Source organism: Rhodohalobacter sp. (genome assembly GCF_034521535.1).
Lineage (GTDB): Bacteria > Bacteroidota > Rhodothermia > Balneolales > Balneolaceae > Rhodohalobacter.
This window is the reverse complement of the sequence record NZ_JAXHMF010000002.1, coordinates 157,425-175,928: the sequence shown is the minus strand read 5'-3', so window position 1 is coordinate 175,928 and position 18,504 is coordinate 157,425. Positions and strand designations below refer to the sequence as shown.

Below are 18,504 nucleotides of genomic sequence, written 5' to 3'. Positions count from 1 at the left end.
GCTTAGATTGGCCAGCGGCCAAGACCTCTCATCGTAAAAATTCGTGCTAAAAGATGTTTTAAAGGTGATTTTAAAACTATTTTCAATCCGGATCTCATCCAGAAATTCGCTGATTCCTTACGCCCCAGTCTCATATTCATTTCAGCTCTCTTTGCAACTTGCCCGGCTACCTTTCTCTGATTGGTTGTATAGTTTTTCAGGTATAACTCCTTGTTTGCCGGATTCTGCCGGATTCTTATCATGGTATTTAAACACTCCTCCGCGTCGATCCATCCTAGATTCATTCCCTGTCCGCCAATTGGGCTGACAACGTGAGCCGCATCACCTGCCAGTACAACCCTGTTTTTATGAAATGTTTCAGCCAGAAGATGCTGAACGCCAAAACTGCTTAACATGTAGTTTTCACACTCTCCAAGATGATGATGAGTTCGCCTGAAAATCTGTTCGGTAAGCAGCGACTCTCCCGGCTCTTTAATAAAGTTATCCGTTTTTACCACCCATCTGCGCTGACCGTTTGGCAGCGGGAAAGATTCAACGAGTCCGTCTTTATGAAGGAATACGGCTGCATCTTTTCCAAACGCAGTGTTATCATCAAAATCTCCCATGATGTAGGTGTCCGGGTAGGAGCTTCCTTTAAATGAAATATTGCAGGAATTTCGTACAAAGCTGCTTTTACCGTCACACCCTACCACGAAATCTGATGAGACTTGATGGTTACCTTCTTTGGTAGAATAGGTAACTGACGTTTGGTGTTCTGAATTCTCAAGTTTTTCAACATGAGCACCTCGTGTGAGGGCTTCAGAATCGAGTGCCTTGACCCAGTCTTCAAGAAGTTCTTCGGTTTTCCATTGAGGAATGGCCAGGATGTAGGAGTGTGGAGGCGGACAGGATTGAAAGCTAACTTCACCGACAGGCTCTTCATCGATGAAAGCGAGGCCACACTCAATTTTTAGGCCGTTATCCAGAAATGGCTGAGTTATACCGGCGCGATCAAAAAGATCTAGCGAGACCGGGTGAATACCCAACGATTTGGAGTGGATGTCGATGTTTTCTCTTTGTTCGAACACTTTGCAGGAGAATCCGTTTTGCAACAATCTGCCGGCAAGGTAAAGTCCAACCGGTCCGCCGCCAACAATGATGATATCCACCTTATCCATCATCCAGTCCGTTTTTGATGCATAGCCAAAAGCCTGAACGGAAACTTTCGTTTTACGTCCCACCCGTCAGGAAGAAGATCTTGAAGCTCATCTTTTCTGAAGCTGCGCCTGATGGAAATTTTTCCGTCAACTGAGATAAAACTATTTCGAAAGATTATCGGGGTTGTTACTGCAAACAGGCCGTAGCCGATGTCACTTCGCTCAATGTCGTTAAACAGTACGAGTTGTTTAGCGAGTTTTTCTGAATCTCTACACAGAGAGTTGACCTCAATATTCGTCAAATGATGGAGCAGGTGATTGGAAATGACAATATCGAAACGGGCGCCTTCTTCTACCAATTGGCTTGAGGTTTTCTGTCTAAAACGAATCTCCCTGTTATTGAGATTCATTTCGAAAAATTCTTTAGCTCTCGGGTCGGGATCTGCTCCGGTGAGTTGAACATTATATCCTGCCTTTTGGCATAATTTATCCAAATGATTTAAGATGTCGCCGCCGCCACAGCCAATATCCAATATGGTTGCACTGCCGCCGTTGGCTTCGATGATCGGCTTCAGGTAGAGATCAAATAATCGGCTCCATCCGGAAAGTAATTTATTTATTGTATAGAACTGCCTGTAGGTATTGAAAAGCTTTTCCTGATCACAATCCCGGCGATCCATCCACTCAATCAGGTCGGATTCTCTTTCTTTAAAAATAAGAGGCATTAGGAACCGGTTGTTTTGGTAAGCAGAGCTGATTCAAGTGTCAGTCCCGGTCCGAAGGCCATTGCCAAAGTTCGTTTGTTTTCAGAATCTGAGCTATCCTCAAGGAGTTCTTTCAAGACAAAGAGTACGGTGGCACTGCTCATATTCCCATAATTTGACAGAACATTTCTGGACGCGGAAAGTGCGCTATCCGGCAGTGAAAATGTCTTTTCAACTTTGTCCAGAATGGCTCGTCCACCCGGGTGAACTCCCCACAAATCGATATCTTCTAGGGTTAATTGATATTGCTCTAAAACGGGATCCAAAAACGGATGCAGTCCCTCTTCCAGCAGATCCGGAATATAGTTTGAAAGCACCATGTTAAATCCGGTATCACCGATTGACCACGCCATGTCATCTTTGCCTTTTTCGGTAATGGCAGAGGCGAACCCGTCAATCTGATATGAGGGTTGATTGGATTTTCGGCTGCTGACAATCGCTCCGGAGCCGCCATCTGCAAATACAGAGGCCGAGAGCAGATTATCCATTTTGGGATTGGCCTGAAAGTGTAGCGTGCAGAGTTCTACAGAAACGACCATCACATTCGCGTTGGGATTCGCCCGGCAGATCTGGTCAGCCATTTTCAGAGCCGGAATGACGGCATAACATCCCATAAATCCGAGGTGATAGCGCTCTGTTTTAGGAGAAAGTCCCAGTGCTTTGATAATATCGTAATCGGGACCCGGGGCGTAAAATCCAGTACAGGAAACGGTAATCAGGTGTGTGATCTCATCAGCCTGAAACTCAGAATGCTCCATTAATTTCTCTGCTACATCTACAAACAGTTTTCGCCCTTCCCGGATATAGGTGTCATTTCTGCTGGCGGTTCCCGGAGATGCACCCTGTCCGTTGAAAAAAAGTTGATGTGAACCGGTTTTTCGGAAGTCATCAACCACGGAATATCGGGTTTCGATTCCGGACCGGCTGTAGATGTGATGTATGATCCGTTCATCCCGTTCGCTTCCCGGTACAATCTCCTTCATCCTGTCACGGAGTTCATTTTGGTGATAGGAGTACTGAGGAACGGCCGTTTGAATGGAATGAATATAGGTGGACATGACAGGATATTTAATGAATCTGTTTGTATTAAACAACCTGATAGGGGTTGTAATTCGTTCACTAACATGAAGATGTGATATTTAAATTGCATCTTATTTTTATATTAATGGAGGGTATAGAAAATAAAACGGGAGATATTATGCATATCCAAAAATTGATGAATTTAGTTCTGTTCTCTCTGATGATCAGTTGTATAACTCCGGCGTATCTATCGGCACAGTCAGAGAAGGAGAAGAATGAGGAGGAAGACCCGATCATTTTGAGTCCGGCTGTAGACAGGCAGGTCTATCAGTCAACGAGTAGTAGAGATTTTTCATCGTTGAACGGCCTGATTGTTGGAAATAGGGTTTTTGGAGTGGAGACGATATTCAGACAGCCCGGTGCAAGAGCCGATCTCGGGTTTTCCTTTACTGCATTTTATGACGCTGATGATTCTGCAACACGGGATGGAAATTTTCTGATAGGGGCTCTTTCAGTTGGCCGAACTATTCCAATTTCTGAATACACAAATTCTGCGGGGCAAAAAAAGATTGAGCTCTATTTCAGAGTTGCACCGGGTTTTGGTTTTGCCGCAATGGGAATCTTTGAAAATGAGAGCTCGCAATTTTTTCCCGGTGTAACTGCAACTACGGAATTTGGCGCGATCTATCACTTTACGGACAAGTTCTCGTTTTTTACAAACGCAGGTGGCAGATACTATTGGTTTCCCGGACTGGATGAAATGGGCTTGCTGGGTCGCCCTGCTGTAATGCTCGGATTACAGTTTAATATATCCGGTGGGTTGAGGATGATTAACTTTTAAATGAATCATTTTGCATCGCCTTTGTCTTTCTGAAGAACCGAATATTGTGCAGAATTCCCGCCACGGTCAGCCCCGCGATTAATCCTCCCCAAAGACCCTGCGGACCATATTCTGCAATAAATCCGAGATAATATGCCAGCGGGATTCCAATTACCCAGTAGGCTACAAGGTTTACATACATCGGAACTTTGGTGTCTTTTAGTCCGCGCAGCGCTCCAAAACCGCTCACCTGCAGTCCATCAGATATCTGAAAAATAGCTGCCATGAAAAGTAATTGAACGGCCATATTAGTTACATCCTGATCATCGGTGTAGATGGCCGAAATATACTCCGGAAAGAGAAACATGATCGTTGCGGTGAATGTCATGATAAAACTGGCTGTAGCCACTCCCACAAATCCCCTGAAACGGGCTTCATCAGGGCGTTTTCGGCCGACAGATTGCCCCACTCTTGCCGATATGGCAACGGAAAGTCCAAACGGAATCATAAATGTTAACGAGGCAAAGTTAATTGCCACCTGGTGCCCGGCAACAGCTACCGTGCTGATAGTCCCAACCAGTAGACTCACCACGGCAAACATTGTTACCTCCATCGTTGAGCTGATTCCAATGGGAACTCCGATGCTGAGAAGTTCTTTTAAATATTTCTTTTCAGGCCAGCGGAATTTACCGAAAATGTCAAATCGCTTGTAGGCTTCAAATCCAACCGTAAACCAGAGCATGGCGATGAACATCACCGTAAATACGATAGCTGAAGCATAGCCTGTGCCAACAGCTCCAAGCTGAGGGAAACCCAGTTTGCCGAACATCAGCACATAGTTAGCCGGAATATTTACCAGAAGTCCGATCACGGCAATGAACATGGCCGGACGTGTGACGCTCAAGCCTTCATTGAAGTACCTCAGCGCGCCGAATGCAAAAGCTGGAAAAATTCCCCAGGCAATCGCTTTCAGGTAGCCGGATGCGATCGGAATGATTTCGTCCGTGATTCCAATTAAGACAAGAATAAAATCCAGATTTCTAAGCAGGAAAAAGCTGGGGATGGCCAGTATCAGACTTAACCAAAGAACCTGCCGGGCATTTTTTCCGATCAGTTCGAAATTGCGTGCTCCAACATTTTGAGCAACGATGGGAGTAACCGCCATCATACATCCAAGGCAGAGAACGACAAACGGCATCAGTGTGCTGGAACCTACGGCAACGGCTGCCAGGTCTTCGGGCGATAGCCGTCCAGCCATCACGGTATCTACAAAACTCATGCTCATTTGCAGAAGCTGTGTAATAATTACAGGCACACCAATTCGCAGCAATGACGAAAGTTCCTGCCGGATGTCAGATTGATATGTGGGTTGATTCGTATCCATCGGTTTGAGAAGGCAAATGGTACGAAGAAATAGAGAGACTTGTTACCTCTCAAAATGAAGATTTGGGGTGATTTTAAAGGGCAGGAAATGTAAGGGTAAACGTGGTTCCGGCGCCTGACTCAGATTCAAAAGTTATTTCTCCTTTATGAGCCTCTACAATTTTTTTCGTGATGGCGAGACCAAGGCCTGTACCACTCGATTTAGTGGAGAAATTAGGTACAAAAATTCGATCCCGGTCTTCCTGTGCAATCCCCTCACCTTTATCTGAAATTTGAACCTTGATGGATTTTTGAACCTTCTCACCGGTGATATGAATTTTAGCTTTTCCGTCTTCTTGCGCCTCAATTCCATTCTTGACCAAATTGATAAAAACTCTGCGGAGTTCATCTTCAACGCCGCTTATTTTTAGCTCATAATCCGCGAGATTGCTGTTTACAGATACATTACTGTCATTGTTGTAGAGTTCGCAGATGGAGGTCAGTAGCTTTTTCAAATCAACGGGCTCAAACGGATCTTGTATCGGTTTCGCAAATTTTGAGAAGTCAGAAGCGATTTTATTAAGCGACTCAATCTGTTCGATGATATTTTCTGCAGTTTTCTCGATGAGAGGTTTCAACTCCATCACTTTATCAGGGTTGGCTTCAAGTCGCTGCTGCAAATGTTGCAAGTTCAATTTCATAGGAGTAAGCGGATTCTTGATTTCATGAGCAACCTGCTGAGCCATCTCTTTCCATGCTGCCTCACGTTCGGCCTCTACTAGTTCTTTTCGTGCCTTTTCAAGTTTCTTAACCATTTCGTTGTATGCTTTGGCAAGCGTGCCAATTTCATCTTTACCGGTTACTGCAACCCGAATATTCATTTCACCCCGGGAAATTTTATTCAGCCCGGTTTGAATCATTTGTAGCGGTTTAGTCAAACGGTTCGATAGGATTACAGTACCGATAATAAAGATGGCAAAAATGGTCAGATAGATTACAAAGAGTGAGCTTGTTGCTTCCAATAGCTGTTCACGATAAACAGGAGATTCAACAAACGTTGGAATAGCCACAACACGAGCAGGCTGATTGTTTTGATCAAGCAGTGCCCGATAGCCGATAAGCATTTTTTCATTTGCAATTTCAGTGGTGGTTGTAAAATGTCGCCGTTCTCTATTGTAGAGAAAGTTATACACATCATAGGGCATGGTGCGCGGCATTACATATTGCTGAAAGATTTGAGGGGTTGTGGAGTCCAGTACATTTGCACCGCTAAAGAGTATGGCATCAACATTGAGTGAGGAAGCATATTCAGCAAGTCTTGTTGTACGTCTTCCGGATTGTTCCACTTGTGCTTCACCTCGCAGAGACTCGCTCAGACTATTCAGTTTTGTGATGAGCTCCCGTTGTACATTATTCTCATTTTGTTGGGTAACTGCAATCTGTGTTGAAATGATTAAAACTGTCAGGAAGATTATGGTGGCCAGCGTTAATCCGTCCAAAAGTCTATGCTTGAATTTTTTACTCTGTCCGAACAGCCTGAAAGCACGAAAGCCGGCGGTTGAAAATATGGCAAATAAAAACAGGCCGAAAAAAATCAGAACAATTTGATATCTGAAAAATGAGAAGAGAAGCAGATTAAAACCGGGCATCGGAGTGCTTGCTTTTATAACGGTATCAGAATTTTTTCGGACCAGAATCTCTCTGAAATTTCCTTGAGATGTGACATTGGTTATATAGGCAACACTGTCTCTTTGCGATATTTCCACCTCACGGGCAGGCAGTCTGTTATACTGCGGCTGATTGCCATAAATCCCCTCCATCGATGTGCGGTTAACATTGCCGTCGACGAATTCGGCCATGTAGAAGCTTCCATCCATATCTTGTACAGAACTGGCGGAAAGAACAGCCCGCATTGGTCTGTTAAAATTGGGCCTTTCCAGATAAGCAGCGGCGAAAATCCATGCTATTTTTTCGTCAAAGTCGGTTTCGTCGTAAATGGGTATCCAGCCCCGGTAAAATGATATAAACTCTTCTCCAAGTTCTGCAGGTCTGGTGTCCCAAATAATGGGCCTGTTGGTTAAACGGCGCAGCTGTTCACCTTCATATGATACTCTCATCGTGGTCATATCCACAAGAGAGCGCCATCCGGGGGAATCCAGATTTGTTGAGTAATCGCTGATCAACCTGCCATCAGGTGAGAGAAGCTGTATTTCAAAAGAGTGTTCCCTCCACTCAGGACGTATACTGTTTTGGATTGCTCTCTGAAATTGTCCCTGAATAGTTGCGGTTCGTTGCTGTATATCTTCTTCCGTCAAAAAAATCAAAGAGCTCTCTAGATCTGCCAGTAATGCTCGCAGTATTTTTTGGGTGTTCAGAACCTCTTCATTTGCAAATTCAGTCACTTTTTCATTTAACTCTCTGTCGAGCCGATTGCTTGAAGAAGTCCAGACGATGAAATAAATCGAAGATGTAATCAAAAGAACGGAAAGAAGTACTTTTCTGAAACCGGACATGTCTGAAAAAATCTCACTTTTTTCATGAATGGTCTGGATAAGAATCAGAAGTATCAGAAAAGTGAAGAGGCCGGCAAAAAAGACAGGAGACAGAAATGTTTGAAGCGTAAACAGTATATCAATTAAAAAGTAGGCTAACAGAAAAGCAAAGAGTGCAACAGCGCCAATAACTACCGACTTATCAATCTCAAACCGGTAAAGGTAGAGTCCGGCGCAGATAATAATACCCGAAACTGAAGTAAAAAAAATGGCGGAGCTTATGTAGAATATGAATACAGGATAATCCGGGGCTAATTCAAGGTCGAGCAGTGTGAGCGGAGAACCTATCAAAACCTGTTGAGTTTGATAGAAAAGGAAAATGATTAAAACGGAAGAACCGGCGCCAAAAGCAGATGCAAGTAGCAAAGTTTTTAAAAGAGACTCTTTCGAAGTTTTTTTATTGGTAAGAAGAACAATTCGAATGAGAGGTATCAGTAACAGTGAAAGGAAAAAAGCATGAACCATGTATGTAGCAAGCTCATAGTATGGTTCCGTGTTCCGGTCAGGCGGAATTAGCTCTGCAAATATCCAATCGGAGAGTAGATTGAAATGGAAAAATAGCCCCCACACCAGTAACGGTATAAGAATTAGAAAACGAAATAAGATCAGTTTTTCGGTGTAGGAACTAAATGCTGTGAAAAGCATAACCAGTGTGAGAATCAAGCCTGCGTATATAAGTGATCTCCAGGTGGCAATACTTTGAGAAACATTGCGGATAAATATTTCAGTGTCTGCGGGGTTTGCATGAACAGTGCCAATCGAATCAGATGTTTCGGTAGATAGAGTACGATAAGGCAAACCTTCAGGCGGACTGGCGAAGAAATTGAATGTGACAGGGAAGTTGTTATTTAATTCCGGTGAATCGGAGAGGTGAAAAGATACCCTGTCGGCAAACGGGAGATTTGTAGTCTGTTCTACTTTTTCGGCTGTAAGTAGAAGATATTGATCATCACCGGACCTGAATGATCTTTGCCCTAACAGAAATACAACGTTACTTTCTTTCCGGATACTAACTTTCAGGGAGTCAGATGAATCCAATGTAAGTGTGGAAGGTGGGGGTAGGTTAAAACCTTCCCATATCCATCGATCTTCTTCTTGATACATAGAACTGCCCCAAAAAGAAAAGTTGCGAAAACGACTGTGAATTGCAGGTTTATTCTGTTCTGTGAGGGGCAGCTGTGAAATTTCACGGTAGAGATCATCAGATCGATCTTTAAAATCAAAATATACTTGATCAAAGTGATCCTGAGCATCAGAAAGGCTAAGCCTTATTTCTTCGCTAACCTCTTCATCTGACAGTGATTCGCCGGGATTATAATTTGTTTCAAAGAGAATCAGCAGTGCCAAAAGAGCCAAAAACCCAATAGAGCTGAAAATAAGGAAATATGATTTTTGGCTGCTCAAAAAATGGATGATTTTATCAGTTCTTTTGTAACTGATATCAAAAAATGTTTGCTGTCAGTTACTTAAGTAGTTTCATCTTCGATATGGGTGATTTTTGCATCATTCCACATTCTTTCAATACCGTAGTAATTTCGTTTCTCTTCAGTAAAAATGTGGACAACTACATTTACGTAGTCCAATATAACCCAACGGCGGGAATCCTTTCCTTCCTGCTGCCAAACATTTTCTCCCAATTCATCTTTGACCTGCTTTTCCACACTGTTGGCCAGCGCTCGAATTTGTGTGTCTGATGTACCGTGGCAGACAATAAAATAATCAGCTAAAGTAGTAAGCTCTCTTACATCAAGAAGAACGATGTCTTTTGCTTTTTTCTCAAGTAATCCCTCAGTGATGGCATCAATTAGAGTTGATGTATCCACACTTTTTTGGGAAGAGGGTTTTGTGAATTGTGATTTGGCAGTTTTGGTAGTGTTTGTCATAGGCGTCCTTACAAATTTAAATTTTCGAAATCATTACCGATAACTAAAGTTACATCAAGATAAAATTCGGGCGATTCTTCTCGCAAAATAAATTCCTCATCTATTCCAATGGCATGAGCAACCCGTCTGGCGTTTTCAACTTGTCCGTTTCTTGAGATAACCAATGTATTGGGTACATCAAAGTGGTCAAAATTTCCGGTTTCTACCACATCAAATCCAAACTGTCGAAGTGTGCCAGTAAATTCATTGGCCAATCCTGAAATTCCAACTCCATTCAAGACCTCCATTTGTATAACGTTGCTTATCAAAGCCGGGTCTTCTACGACACGTTCGTTTACAATACGGGGATAAAGCAACCGGGTTCCAAGAGCGAAAAGCAATAGAAGTAGCAGAACGCTGAGAAAACCGATTACGGAATTAAGGATTAAATTGTTGGTTTGATCTTTTCGGGATTCCTGAGTCATATATCGTGATTAATAACCGATATATCTTCTGCCGAATGGAGAGTGATAGCTTCCGAAAGAGTTACGATAGGGATTCTGAGAAAACTCAATTGAAATGCGGGTATTCTCAGAAAATTTATAATCAATCCGTGCGCTGTCAATAATAATTTGAGTTCCCAGACTATTGTTATTCATGAAACTGTTGCCGAATGGAGAGTGAAGTAGCGACACGTTTAATTGAGCGTCCAATTTGTCACTTACATCAAAAAACATGGAGTTGGTGTAGGCGTTCAGATTTTGTGTTTGTCCCCCGAAATTAGCAAACGACATACTATAAGAATGGCTCATCGTCATATTGAGCATGTTCATCCAGCTACCGGTTGAAGCATTGCCATGGGTGTGCGTAATAGACCCTGTATACTCTTCAGGTTGATATTGAAGGTCTTCACGCAATTGAGCTTCAGCAACTAACGCTGTGAATGTAAAAATAAGAATCAGTGTAGTAAAAAATTTCATAGCTGGCATTGACTGGTAAATAACTTGCAGTTAGGTAATGCTAAATAACGAACAATCGTTTAATTAATTATACAGAAACAGACGCAGTTAGTAAATACGCCAAAAAAATTAAAATTGTACAAAAACTAATTATCGATAGAGTTTACTGCTCGTTGCTATTTGTTAAAGGGCATAAAAGAGCCTATATTTGAAAGCTTCCGAAAAGATGAATTTACTAACAAAAAATCCCTACCGTTTTGAAAATGAAACTTACGGATTTCAAATTTGAAATCGAAGATTTTAATGTACCTGAAGAGCCGGCTGATCCAAGAGATTCCTCAAAGCTGATGGTGCTGAACAGAGAAGATAAATCAATCAAGCATGAGAAGTTTTCTGATATCCACAAATATTTGAATAAAGGTGATGTTGTAGTTTACAACAATACCAAGGTTTTTCCTGCCAAACTAAAAGGAAAAAAAGAGAAGACCGACGCAGATATTGAAGTTTTCTTACTCCGAGAGCTGATGCCTGAAAATATGCTTTGGGATGTATTGGTAGAGCCTGCAAGAAAAATCAGAATTGGCAATAAGCTCTATTTTGGCGAAGATTTAATCGCAGAAGTTGTGGATAACACAACATCCCGCGGAAGAACAATTCGTTTTCTTTACGATGGTCCCAATCAGGATCTCTATGATCGTTTGGATGAGATTGGCGATATGCCGCTTCCCCCATATATTGAAAGAGAGCCCAAAGAGAGCGATAAGGAAAAGTATCAGACCATTTTTGCCAAGGAGAGAGGCGCTGTAGCGGCTCCAACCGCAGGAATGCACTTTACTCCCGAGCTGGTTGAAAAGCTGGAAAAGAAAGGGGTCGACTTTGTACCCGTTACGCTCCACATAGGTTGGGGTACGTTCAGAAATGTTGAGGTTGAAGATTTAACCAAGCATAGAATGGATTCTGAGAACTATTTTATTTCTCAGGATACTTCAGATCGTATCAACGAGGCGTTGAAGAGTAAAAAGAATAAAGTAGTTGGATGTGGTAATTCTGCAGTCCGGGTTATTGAAACCAGTGTAATGGCCAGCGGAATGTCGAAGCCCGGTACAGGCTGGACAGATAAGTTTATCTATCCTGACTACGAATTTAAAATTACGGAAGGAGTTATCACCAATTTCCATAGACCTGAATCGACATTGTTGATGCTTGCCTCTGCATTTGGCGGTTTTGAATATGTAAAGGAAGCGTACAAAGAAGCAGTAGCCAATGATTACAGATTTTTTGCGTTTGGCGATGCAATGCTAATACTGTAAAGTTTTGAGTTCCGGTTCAAAACATGTAGCTCTTATAGTGCCGGCAGCGGGGTCGGGGACAAGAATGGGTAAGGAAATTCCCAAGCCTTACCTCACTATTGCCGGCAAAACAATTTTGGAGCATACGCTTTTACAATTCAGACATGTGAAAGAAATTCATGAGTTGATTATTTCCACGTCTGAGTTGTTCAAAGAACAAACCCGGGAAATTGCTTCTGCTGTATTTTGTGATATCGAACTAACGGTGATTGAGGGAGGGGCCGAGAGGCAGGAATCTGTATTCAAAGCCCTTCAATATGTTACTGATTCTGCAGAGTTAATTGCAATTCATGATGCTGTGAGACCTTTTGTTTCGGAAGAGCTAATTCTTGATTGTATCAAAACAGCTTCCGGTTCGGATGTTGACGGGGCAATTTTAGCAACTCCGGCAAAGGATACCATCAAGGAAGTTGTAGATAATAATCTAGTGGTAGCAACTCCGGAAAGAGATAGAATGTGGCAGGCGCAGACCCCTCAAATATTTAAGAGAGAAATTCTGCTTCGAGCATATAATGAAGCGGCGAGTCGTAAATATATAGGGACGGATGACTCTTCTCTGGTAGAAATGATTGGAGGCAAAGTTTCTGTCATCAAAAGTACAGCTGATAATTTTAAAATAACCTATCCGTTGGATTTTCAACTAGCAAAGTTAATGCTGTCGGGTAAATAAGTATATGGACGTTCGAATCGGATACGGATATGATGTGCACGCATTTCAACCGGGTACTGAATTAGTACTGGGCGGAATTAAGATTCCATTTTCAAAAGCACTCAAGGGCCACTCAGATGCAGATGTCCTGCTCCATGCTATAACCGATGCACTATTGGGTTCATTAGCTTTGGGTGATATTGGGACGCACTTTCCCGACACTGATCCCGATTATGAAAATGCAGACAGTTTGATTCTTTTAAAGGATGCCTATCAGTTAATTCTGAATAGAGGTTATGCATTGTCGAACCTGGACGCTACCGTGGTTGCAGAAGCTCCAAAGTTAAATCCTGTTATTTCTGAAATGATGGAGAAAATAGCCAAGGCTTTAGATTGTGACAAGGATCGAATCTCTATTAAGGCTACCACAAGTGAAAAAATGGGATTTGTTGGTCGTGGTGAGGGAATTGCTGCGCAGGCAGTTGTGCTGGTAAAAAAGGTTGAATGAAATTATGGGATTTGAGCTGTACATAAATCAAATAGTGGACTGGGTATTTACCTTGTCTCCGTTTAAAATCTATTTGATATTTACAGTAGTTGCTTACATCGAAAATATCATCCCGCCTATTCCGGGAGACGTTTTAGTAGCATTTGGCGGATACCTTGCTGCAGAACAGGTAGTCGGTTTTGTTCCACTCTTGACGATAACAACGGTCGCTTCGGTCTTTGGCTTTATGAGTATGTATTGGATAGGAGCGCAATTTGGTTACAGAATAGAAGTTCAAAGAAGTAAGTTTTGGTTAATGCGTGTTGTCGATATCAAGTATTTCGATAAAGTAAAAAGGTGGATGCAGCGGTGGGGTCAGGGAGTTATTATCGCTAATCGGTTTTTAGCTGGGACCCGTTCTGTTATTTCTTTGGTGTCTGGTATTACAAGAACCAGGGTATCCACAACTATTTTGAGTTCTACTCTTAGCTCTGTTGCCTGGAATTTTATTTTGTTGGGCTTTGGGTGGATCGTTAATGAAAACTGGCAGGTTATCGGGCATTACTTAAATATATACGGACGGATTGTTTTAGGCTTAATTGTCGCGGTTATCGTTGTCAGATTTACATTTAAGAAGCTGAAAGAGCGTCGTAGAAACAAGGCTAAAAAAAAATAACAAAAGGGTTGATTAATACCGGATATGTTTTTAGCTTTTAAGTCTTTCGCAAACGGGAGGTATATTCCGTTCAGGAAAGATAAGATGAAGCTTGAAGGTTTAGTTAAATAAGCCGTCAACTCTCATCATGGAAGTGTTGAAATTTTGATCAGCCAGTGTAGCTCAGGGGTAGAGCAGCTGTTTTGTAAACAGCCGGTCATCGGTTCAAATCCGGTCACTGGCTCTTTGGATAGCGTTATTATCCAAAAAGCACTGGGGGGATACCAAAGCGGCCAACTGGGGCAGACTGTAAATCTGTTGTCGTAAGACTTCGCAGGTTCGAATCCTGCTCCCCCCACATACGCGGGCGTAGCTCAATTGGTAGAGCATCACCCTTCCAAGGTGAATGTTGCCGGTTCGACTCCGGTCGCCCGCTCTCTGAAAAAAGCCGATATAGCTCAGGGGTAGAGCACTTCCATGGTAAGGAAGGGGTCGTCGGTTCAATTCCGACTATCGGCTCTTCAGGTTGAATATTCAAGAAAAATAAATCATAAATAATCTTTTTTACCATGGCAAAAGAGAAGTTTGAGCGGAGTAAGCCGCACGTAAACATAGGGACGATTGGTCACGTAGACCACGGTAAGACGACACTAACGGCAGCGATTACCACGGTAATGGCGAAGACCTATGGTGGAGTTGCCAAGCAGTTTGCAGATATTGACAATGCCCCCGAGGAGCGCGAGCGTGGAATTACCATTGCAACGGCTCACGTGGAGTATGAAACCGAAGATCGTCACTACGCACACGTTGACTGCCCGGGTCACGCCGACTATGTGAAGAACATGGTGACCGGAGCAGCTCAGATGGACGGTGCGATTTTGGTGGTTGCCGCCACCGATGGCCCGATGCCACAGACCCGCGAGCACATTCTGCTTGCCCGTCAGGTTGGTGTACCGCAGATTGTGGTATTCATGAACAAGGTGGACCTGGTAGACGATGAAGAACTTCTGGAGCTGGTAGAGCTTGAAGTACGCGAGCTTCTCTCCTCCTATGAATTTGACGGAGACAACATTCCTGTGGTTCAGGGAAGTGCTCTTGGCGCACTGAACGGCGAGGAAGAGCATGAGAAATCCATCGTTGAACTGATGGACGCCGTGGATGACACCATCCCGACTCCTGAGCGAGACGTAGACAAACCATTTTTGATGCCGGTTGAGGATGTATTCTCCATTACCGGTCGTGGAACGGTTGCCACCGGACGTATAGAGCGTGGGGTTGTGGAACTGAACGACGAGATTGAGATTGTCGGGATTGTAGAACAGCCGATGAAGAGTGTGGTTACCGGAATTGAGATGTTCCGCCGCCTGCTTGACCGAGGAGAGGCCGGAGACAACGCCGGGATTCTGCTTCGCGGGATTAACAAAGAGCAGCTCGAGCGCGGGATGGTTCTTTGCAAGCCGGGCTCGATCACCCCGCATAAGCAGTTTGAGTGTGAGGTATACGTGCTGAGTAAAGATGAAGGTGGACGTCACACGCCATTCTTTAAGGGATACCGCCCGCAGTTTTACTTCCGTACGACGGATGTAACCGGAGCGTGTGAGCTTCCTGATGGTGTTGAGATGGTCATGCCGGGCGACAATGTGAAATTGTCGGTAACGCTGATCCAGCCGGTAGCGATGGAAGAAGGTCTTCGATTTGCGATCCGAGAGGGTGGGCGAACCGTAGGCGCCGGAGTAGTAACGAAAATACTTGACTAAAGTATTAAACTTTATTGGCACTAAGGTGAAGCTAAAATCAGCTTTGCCTTTTGTGCTATCTACGGGCGTAGCTCAGCTTGGTCAGAGCACTGGTCTCCAAAACCAGGTGTCGGGAGTTCGAATCTCTCCGCCCGTGCAAAAAGTTAAAGCCTGAAATACACTATGGAAAAAATTAAAGATTTTGTTGAAGGTGTGCGGAAAGAGATGGCGAAAGTCGCTTGGCCCACACAACAGGAATTAATCGACAACACAATTATTGTGGTCGTTTTCACCATTGTTATATCGTTATTTATATTTGGTGTAGATCAGGTTTACAGTACAATATTGGAGGCAATCTACAGATGAGTTCTGAAGATAGTTTTGATTGGTATGTGGTTCGCTGCTTTACCGGTCATGAGAAAAAAGTTAAAGAATTTCTCATGCGGGAAATTGAAGAGCAGGAAATGGATCATAAAATCAATGAGATTTTAATTCCAACAGAAACTGTAATTGAAATACGCTCTGGAAAAAAGAAAACAAAAGAGAAGAATTTTTTTCCCGGATATATTTTAGTTAAAACCAGATACGACGAAGAAGTAAATAACTTAATACAAAGTGCACCATCCTGTCTTGGTTTTTTAAAAGTAGGAAAAAGTCAGGTTGTACCCGAGCCGCTTAAGAAACATGAAGTAGAGCGTATTATTGGCCGGGTAATGGACAATCAGGAAGCCGTTGAAAAAGGTGGCATTGTGGATATCCCTTATAAAGAAGGAGATATCGTAAAAGTTGTTGACGGTCCCTTTAAAGAATTTGATGGTACCGTACAGGAAGTACTTGCAGAAAAACTCAAACTGAGAGTTATGGTAAGTATTTTTGGACGGAAAACCCCGGTTGAGGTTGACCTGGATCAGGTCGAATCAGCTACATAAGAACATTAACGTGAGCTATTACGCAGCAAACAGAAGCACGAATCGCTAATTGATTCAATATGGCAAAAAAAGTAGATAAAGTGCTAAAACTTCAAATTGTTGGTGGACAGGCAAACCCTGCTCCTCCGGTAGGTCCAGCTTTAGGCCAGGCCGGAATCAACATTATGGAGTTTTGCAAGGCATTTAATGCAAAAACCCAAGACAAAGCGGGTACTATTGTACCGGTTGAGATAACAGTCTATGCGGATAAGTCTTTTGCTTTCAAAACAAAGACTCCACCCGCTGCTGTTCTTCTTAAAAAAGCGGCAAAGATTAAATCCGGATCCGGAGAACCAAACCGAGCGAAAGTTGGTAAGGTGACCTGGTCTCAATGCAAGGACATTGCGGAAGAGAAAATGGAAGATCTAAACGCTTTTGATGTAGAAAGAGCGGCTGAAATGATTGCCGGTACTGCACGCAGCATGGGTTTGCGAGTAATCCGAGATAAATAACGAGGATGTAAGAAATGGCAAAAAGAGGTAAGAAATATCGAAAGGTCTCCGAACTGATTGACCCTGATATGGAATACACTATCGAAGAAGCTTGTGATCTGATTAAACAGACTAAAATTGCAAAATTCGATGAATCCGTAGATTTAGATCTTCGGTTAGGTGTAGATCCACGTCATGCAGATCAGATGGTTCGTGGCACTGTTTCGCTCCCTCACGGTACCGGTAAATCCGTTCGTGTGCTTGCGTTGGTTAACGAAGCAAAACAGGAAGAAGCGAAAGAGGCTGGAGCCGATTTTGTTGGCCTTGAAGAATACATTGAAAAAATTGAAGAAGGTTGGGCTGATATCGACGTGATTATCGCTACCCCGGATGTTATGGGTAAGATCGGTAAGCTGGGTCGACATCTTGGACCGAGAGGTTTGATGCCTAATCCGAAAAGTGGAACTGTAACAATGGATGTTGCAGACGCTGTTAAAGAGTTCAAGCAAGGAAAAATTGATTTCCGGGTTGACAAGCAGGGAATTTTGCACACCTCTATTGGTAAGGCAAGTTTTGATGCTAGTGAAATTCGAGATAATCTGATCTCTTTCCTTCAGACAATATTGAGACTCAGACCGGCATCTGCAAAAGGGGCTTATATCAAAACTGCTAATATTAGCACAACGATGGGTCCCAGCGTGTCGATCAGTCCATCATCTATTACTTCAATTTAGAAATTTAACAGGTTAGAACAATGCCGACATTAGCAGAAAAAAAGGCAGTTGTAGAAGAAATTACCGAGCAACTTGAAAGCTCTAACGCCGTCTATATTACTAAGTATACAGGGATGTCAGTCTCTGATATGGGCGAGTTAAGAGGCAAGTTTCGCGAAGGTAGTGTACGATTCAAAGTGTATAAAAATACACTTATGAAGCGTGCAATGGATACAATTGGCGGATATGAAGAGCTCTACAATCATTTGGAAGATCAAAATGGTTTTGCATTTGTGGATGAAGAGCTTGCAGCACCTGCTAAAGTCTTGCAAGATTACATTAAAGAGCACAATAAGCCCGAATTTAAAGCGGCTTTAATTGATGGCGATTTTTACAGCAAAGACCAACTCGATACACTGGCTGCAATGAAGTCCAGAACAGAAGTGATCGGAGATATTGTAGGTCTGCTGATGGCGCCAATCTCGAATGTAATAAGCGGACTTGAAGCACAAGGAAACAACATTGCAGGTGCAATTCAAACTATCGCCGAAAAAGGCGAATAACCAAATCAATAAACTTTTTTAATTAAAACCGACGAACGGAGAATTAAACAATGGCTGACGTTAAAGAAATCGCAGAACAACTCGTTAACTTAACGATTAAAGAAGCTAATGAATTAGCTAAAGTTCTTGAAGAAGAATACGACATCAAACCAGCTGCTGCTGCAGTTGCAGTTGCCGGCGGACCTGCCGGTGGCGGAGAAGCTGCTGAAGAGCAAACAGAATTCGATGTAATTCTGAAATCTGCTGGCGCTAAGAAAATTGCTGTTATTAAAGAAGTGAGAGGAATCACTGGTCTTGGGCTGAAAGAAGCTAAAGAACTTGTTGATGGCGCTCCTAATGCAATTAAAGAAGCAGTAAGCAAAGATGAAGCTGAAGAAGTTAAAACTAAGCTTGAAGAAGCTGGTGCTGAAGTAGAGCTTAAGTAATTACGGCTTCTGCTTTAAAAATAACTTTTAGCCTTAGCCAACGCCGATTTTCG

Annotated in this window: 20 protein-coding genes and 5 tRNA genes; 17 read left to right on the top strand and 8 right to left on the bottom strand. The window is 43.0% G+C overall.

The window, feature by feature from the left end; all coding sequences use genetic code 11:
• Positions 1 to 2: 2 nt before the first annotated feature.
• The 3 genes from U5K35_RS03070 to U5K35_RS03060 are packed head-to-tail and all read right to left on the bottom strand — an operon-like array spanning position 3 to position 2,958.
• Positions 3 to 1,220, bottom strand: coding sequence for an NAD(P)/FAD-dependent oxidoreductase (locus U5K35_RS03070; RefSeq protein WP_322570009.1), 1,218 nt, complete (start codon positions 1,218 to 1,220; stop codon positions 3 to 5).
• A complete protein-coding gene (locus U5K35_RS03065) occupies positions 1,157 to 1,861 on the bottom strand; it encodes a methyltransferase domain-containing protein (RefSeq protein WP_322570008.1) in 705 nt (234 codons plus the stop codon). Before U5K35_RS03065 ends, U5K35_RS03070 begins: the two co-directional genes overlap by 64 nt.
• On the bottom strand, positions 1,861 to 2,958 hold the full coding sequence (locus U5K35_RS03060) for a type III polyketide synthase (RefSeq protein ID WP_322570007.1): 1,098 nt from the start codon (positions 2,956 to 2,958) through the stop codon (positions 1,861 to 1,863). The genes U5K35_RS03065 and U5K35_RS03060 overlap by 1 nt, the downstream gene beginning before the upstream one ends.
• Before the next feature lie 140 nt (positions 2,959 to 3,098).
• Here U5K35_RS03060 and U5K35_RS03055 point away from each other — a divergent pair, with 140 nt between their 5' ends.
• The gene (locus U5K35_RS03055; protein ID WP_322570006.1) at positions 3,099 to 3,761 is read left to right on the top strand and encodes a hypothetical protein; all 663 of its coding nucleotides are present in this window, start codon (positions 3,099 to 3,101) and stop codon (positions 3,759 to 3,761) included.
• Here U5K35_RS03055 and U5K35_RS03050 read toward each other — a convergent pair.
• The 5 genes from U5K35_RS03050 to U5K35_RS03030 all read right to left on the bottom strand — a co-directional run bounded on the left by U5K35_RS03050 (position 3,751) and on the right by U5K35_RS03030 (position 10,496).
• Positions 3,751 to 5,124 carry an MATE family efflux transporter gene (locus U5K35_RS03050; protein ID WP_322570005.1) on the bottom strand — a complete coding sequence of 458 codons (1,374 nt, stop codon included), beginning with the start codon at positions 5,122 to 5,124 and terminating at the stop codon, positions 3,751 to 3,753. The genes U5K35_RS03055 and U5K35_RS03050 overlap by 11 nt on opposite strands.
• A 73-nt stretch (positions 5,125 to 5,197) precedes the next feature.
• On the bottom strand, positions 5,198 to 9,058 hold the full coding sequence (locus U5K35_RS03045; protein WP_322570004.1) for an ATP-binding protein: 3,861 nt from the start codon (positions 9,056 to 9,058) through the stop codon (positions 5,198 to 5,200).
• A gap of 62 nt (positions 9,059 to 9,120) precedes the next feature.
• Positions 9,121 to 9,537, bottom strand: coding sequence for a ribosome silencing factor (gene rsfS / locus U5K35_RS03040; RefSeq protein WP_322570003.1), 417 nt, complete (start codon positions 9,535 to 9,537; stop codon positions 9,121 to 9,123).
• An 8-nt stretch (positions 9,538 to 9,545) separates the two neighbouring features.
• Complete coding sequence (locus U5K35_RS03035; protein ID WP_322570002.1) at positions 9,546 to 10,001, bottom strand: LytR C-terminal domain-containing protein; 456 nt, start codon at positions 9,999 to 10,001, stop codon at positions 9,546 to 9,548.
• Between the two features lie 9 nt (positions 10,002 to 10,010).
• On the bottom strand, positions 10,011 to 10,496 hold the full coding sequence (locus tag U5K35_RS03030; protein WP_322570001.1) for a hypothetical protein: 486 nt from the start codon (positions 10,494 to 10,496) through the stop codon (positions 10,011 to 10,013).
• 242 nt (positions 10,497 to 10,738) lie between these two features.
• Between U5K35_RS03030 and queA the strand changes: the two genes are divergently transcribed.
• From queA to rplL, 16 genes are all read left to right on the top strand, one after another.
• Complete coding sequence (gene queA / locus U5K35_RS03025) at positions 10,739 to 11,785, top strand: tRNA preQ1(34) S-adenosylmethionine ribosyltransferase-isomerase QueA (protein ID WP_322570000.1); 1,047 nt, start codon at positions 10,739 to 10,741, stop codon at positions 11,783 to 11,785.
• Positions 11,786 to 11,822: 37 nt separating this feature from the next.
• Positions 11,823 to 12,494 (top strand): 2-C-methyl-D-erythritol 4-phosphate cytidylyltransferase, encoded by a 672-nt coding sequence (gene ispD, locus U5K35_RS03020; protein WP_322570519.1) that lies wholly within the window; start codon positions 11,823 to 11,825, stop codon positions 12,492 to 12,494.
• A 4-nt stretch (positions 12,495 to 12,498) separates the two neighbouring features.
• Complete coding sequence (ispF, locus tag U5K35_RS03015) at positions 12,499 to 12,981, top strand: 2-C-methyl-D-erythritol 2,4-cyclodiphosphate synthase (protein WP_322569999.1); 483 nt, start codon at positions 12,499 to 12,501, stop codon at positions 12,979 to 12,981.
• Positions 12,982 to 12,985: 4 nt separating this feature from the next.
• Positions 12,986 to 13,636, top strand: coding sequence for a DedA family protein (locus U5K35_RS03010; RefSeq protein ID WP_322569998.1), 651 nt, complete (start codon positions 12,986 to 12,988; stop codon positions 13,634 to 13,636).
• Between the two features lie 151 nt (positions 13,637 to 13,787).
• Positions 13,788 to 13,859 (top strand) — tRNA-Thr (locus U5K35_RS03005).
• Between the two features lie 31 nt (positions 13,860 to 13,890).
• A tRNA-Tyr gene (locus tag U5K35_RS03000) sits at positions 13,891 to 13,973 on the top strand.
• Between the two features lie 5 nt (positions 13,974 to 13,978).
• Positions 13,979 to 14,051: transfer RNA gene (locus U5K35_RS02995), tRNA-Gly, on the top strand.
• An 11-nt stretch (positions 14,052 to 14,062) separates the two neighbouring features.
• Positions 14,063 to 14,134: transfer RNA gene (locus U5K35_RS02990), tRNA-Thr, on the top strand.
• A gap of 50 nt (positions 14,135 to 14,184) precedes the next feature.
• Positions 14,185 to 15,372: an elongation factor Tu gene (gene tuf / locus U5K35_RS02985; protein ID WP_322569997.1), complete on the top strand. Its 1,188-nt coding sequence runs from the start codon at positions 14,185 to 14,187 to the stop codon at positions 15,370 to 15,372.
• Between the two features lie 61 nt (positions 15,373 to 15,433).
• A tRNA-Trp gene (locus U5K35_RS02980) sits at positions 15,434 to 15,508 on the top strand.
• Positions 15,509 to 15,534: 26 nt separating this feature from the next.
• A complete protein-coding gene (secE, locus tag U5K35_RS02975; RefSeq protein ID WP_322569996.1) occupies positions 15,535 to 15,717 on the top strand; it encodes a preprotein translocase subunit SecE in 183 nt (60 codons plus the stop codon).
• Complete coding sequence (gene nusG / locus U5K35_RS02970; RefSeq protein ID WP_322569995.1) at positions 15,714 to 16,280, top strand: transcription termination/antitermination protein NusG; 567 nt, start codon at positions 15,714 to 15,716, stop codon at positions 16,278 to 16,280. The genes secE and nusG overlap by 4 nt, the downstream gene beginning before the upstream one ends.
• A 59-nt stretch (positions 16,281 to 16,339) precedes the next feature.
• Positions 16,340 to 16,771, top strand: coding sequence for a 50S ribosomal protein L11 (rplK, locus tag U5K35_RS02965; protein WP_322569994.1), 432 nt, complete (start codon positions 16,340 to 16,342; stop codon positions 16,769 to 16,771).
• Positions 16,772 to 16,785: 14 nt separating this feature from the next.
• The gene (rplA, locus tag U5K35_RS02960) at positions 16,786 to 17,484 is read left to right on the top strand and encodes a 50S ribosomal protein L1 (RefSeq protein ID WP_322569993.1); all 699 of its coding nucleotides are present in this window, start codon (positions 16,786 to 16,788) and stop codon (positions 17,482 to 17,484) included.
• A gap of 20 nt (positions 17,485 to 17,504) precedes the next feature.
• Positions 17,505 to 18,026 (top strand): 50S ribosomal protein L10, encoded by a 522-nt coding sequence (gene rplJ / locus U5K35_RS02955; protein ID WP_322569992.1) that lies wholly within the window; start codon positions 17,505 to 17,507, stop codon positions 18,024 to 18,026.
• Between the two features lie 50 nt (positions 18,027 to 18,076).
• Positions 18,077 to 18,451, top strand: coding sequence for a 50S ribosomal protein L7/L12 (gene rplL, locus U5K35_RS02950; protein ID WP_322569991.1), 375 nt, complete (start codon positions 18,077 to 18,079; stop codon positions 18,449 to 18,451).
• Positions 18,452 to 18,504 lie beyond the last annotated feature (53 nt).

What these genes read in the sequence shown, in the direction of transcription:
- U5K35_RS03065 (WP_322570008.1), bottom strand. Translation starts at nt 1,861, where the DNA reads ATGCCTCTTATTTTTAAAGAAAGAGAATCCGACCTGATTGAGTGGATG.
- U5K35_RS03060 (WP_322570007.1), bottom strand. Translation starts at nt 2,958, where the DNA reads ATGTCCACCTATATTCATTCCATTCAAACGGCCGTTCCTCAGTACTCC.
- U5K35_RS03055 (WP_322570006.1), top strand. Translation starts at nt 3,099, where the DNA reads ATGCATATCCAAAAATTGATGAATTTAGTTCTGTTCTCTCTGATGATC.
- U5K35_RS03050 (WP_322570005.1), bottom strand. Translation starts at nt 5,124, where the DNA reads ATGGATACGAATCAACCCACATATCAATCTGACATCCGGCAGGAACTT.
- rsfS (WP_322570003.1), bottom strand. Translation starts at nt 9,537, where the DNA reads ATGACAAACACTACCAAAACTGCCAAATCACAATTCACAAAACCCTCT.
- U5K35_RS03035 (WP_322570002.1), bottom strand. Translation starts at nt 10,001, where the DNA reads ATGACTCAGGAATCCCGAAAAGATCAAACCAACAATTTAATCCTTAAT.
- U5K35_RS03030 (WP_322570001.1), bottom strand. Translation starts at nt 10,496, where the DNA reads ATGAAATTTTTTACTACACTGATTCTTATTTTTACATTCACAGCGTTA.
- queA (WP_322570000.1), top strand. Translation starts at nt 10,739, where the DNA reads ATGAAACTTACGGATTTCAAATTTGAAATCGAAGATTTTAATGTACCT.
- ispF (WP_322569999.1), top strand. Translation starts at nt 12,499, where the DNA reads ATGGACGTTCGAATCGGATACGGATATGATGTGCACGCATTTCAACCG.
- U5K35_RS03010 (WP_322569998.1), top strand. Translation starts at nt 12,986, where the DNA reads ATGGGATTTGAGCTGTACATAAATCAAATAGTGGACTGGGTATTTACC.
- tuf (WP_322569997.1), top strand. Translation starts at nt 14,185, where the DNA reads ATGGCAAAAGAGAAGTTTGAGCGGAGTAAGCCGCACGTAAACATAGGG.
- secE (WP_322569996.1), top strand. Translation starts at nt 15,535, where the DNA reads ATGGAAAAAATTAAAGATTTTGTTGAAGGTGTGCGGAAAGAGATGGCG.
- nusG (WP_322569995.1), top strand. Translation starts at nt 15,714, where the DNA reads ATGAGTTCTGAAGATAGTTTTGATTGGTATGTGGTTCGCTGCTTTACC.
- rplK (WP_322569994.1), top strand. Translation starts at nt 16,340, where the DNA reads ATGGCAAAAAAAGTAGATAAAGTGCTAAAACTTCAAATTGTTGGTGGA.
- rplA (WP_322569993.1), top strand. Translation starts at nt 16,786, where the DNA reads ATGGCAAAAAGAGGTAAGAAATATCGAAAGGTCTCCGAACTGATTGAC.
- rplJ (WP_322569992.1), top strand. Translation starts at nt 17,505, where the DNA reads ATGCCGACATTAGCAGAAAAAAAGGCAGTTGTAGAAGAAATTACCGAG.
- rplL (WP_322569991.1), top strand. Translation starts at nt 18,077, where the DNA reads ATGGCTGACGTTAAAGAAATCGCAGAACAACTCGTTAACTTAACGATT.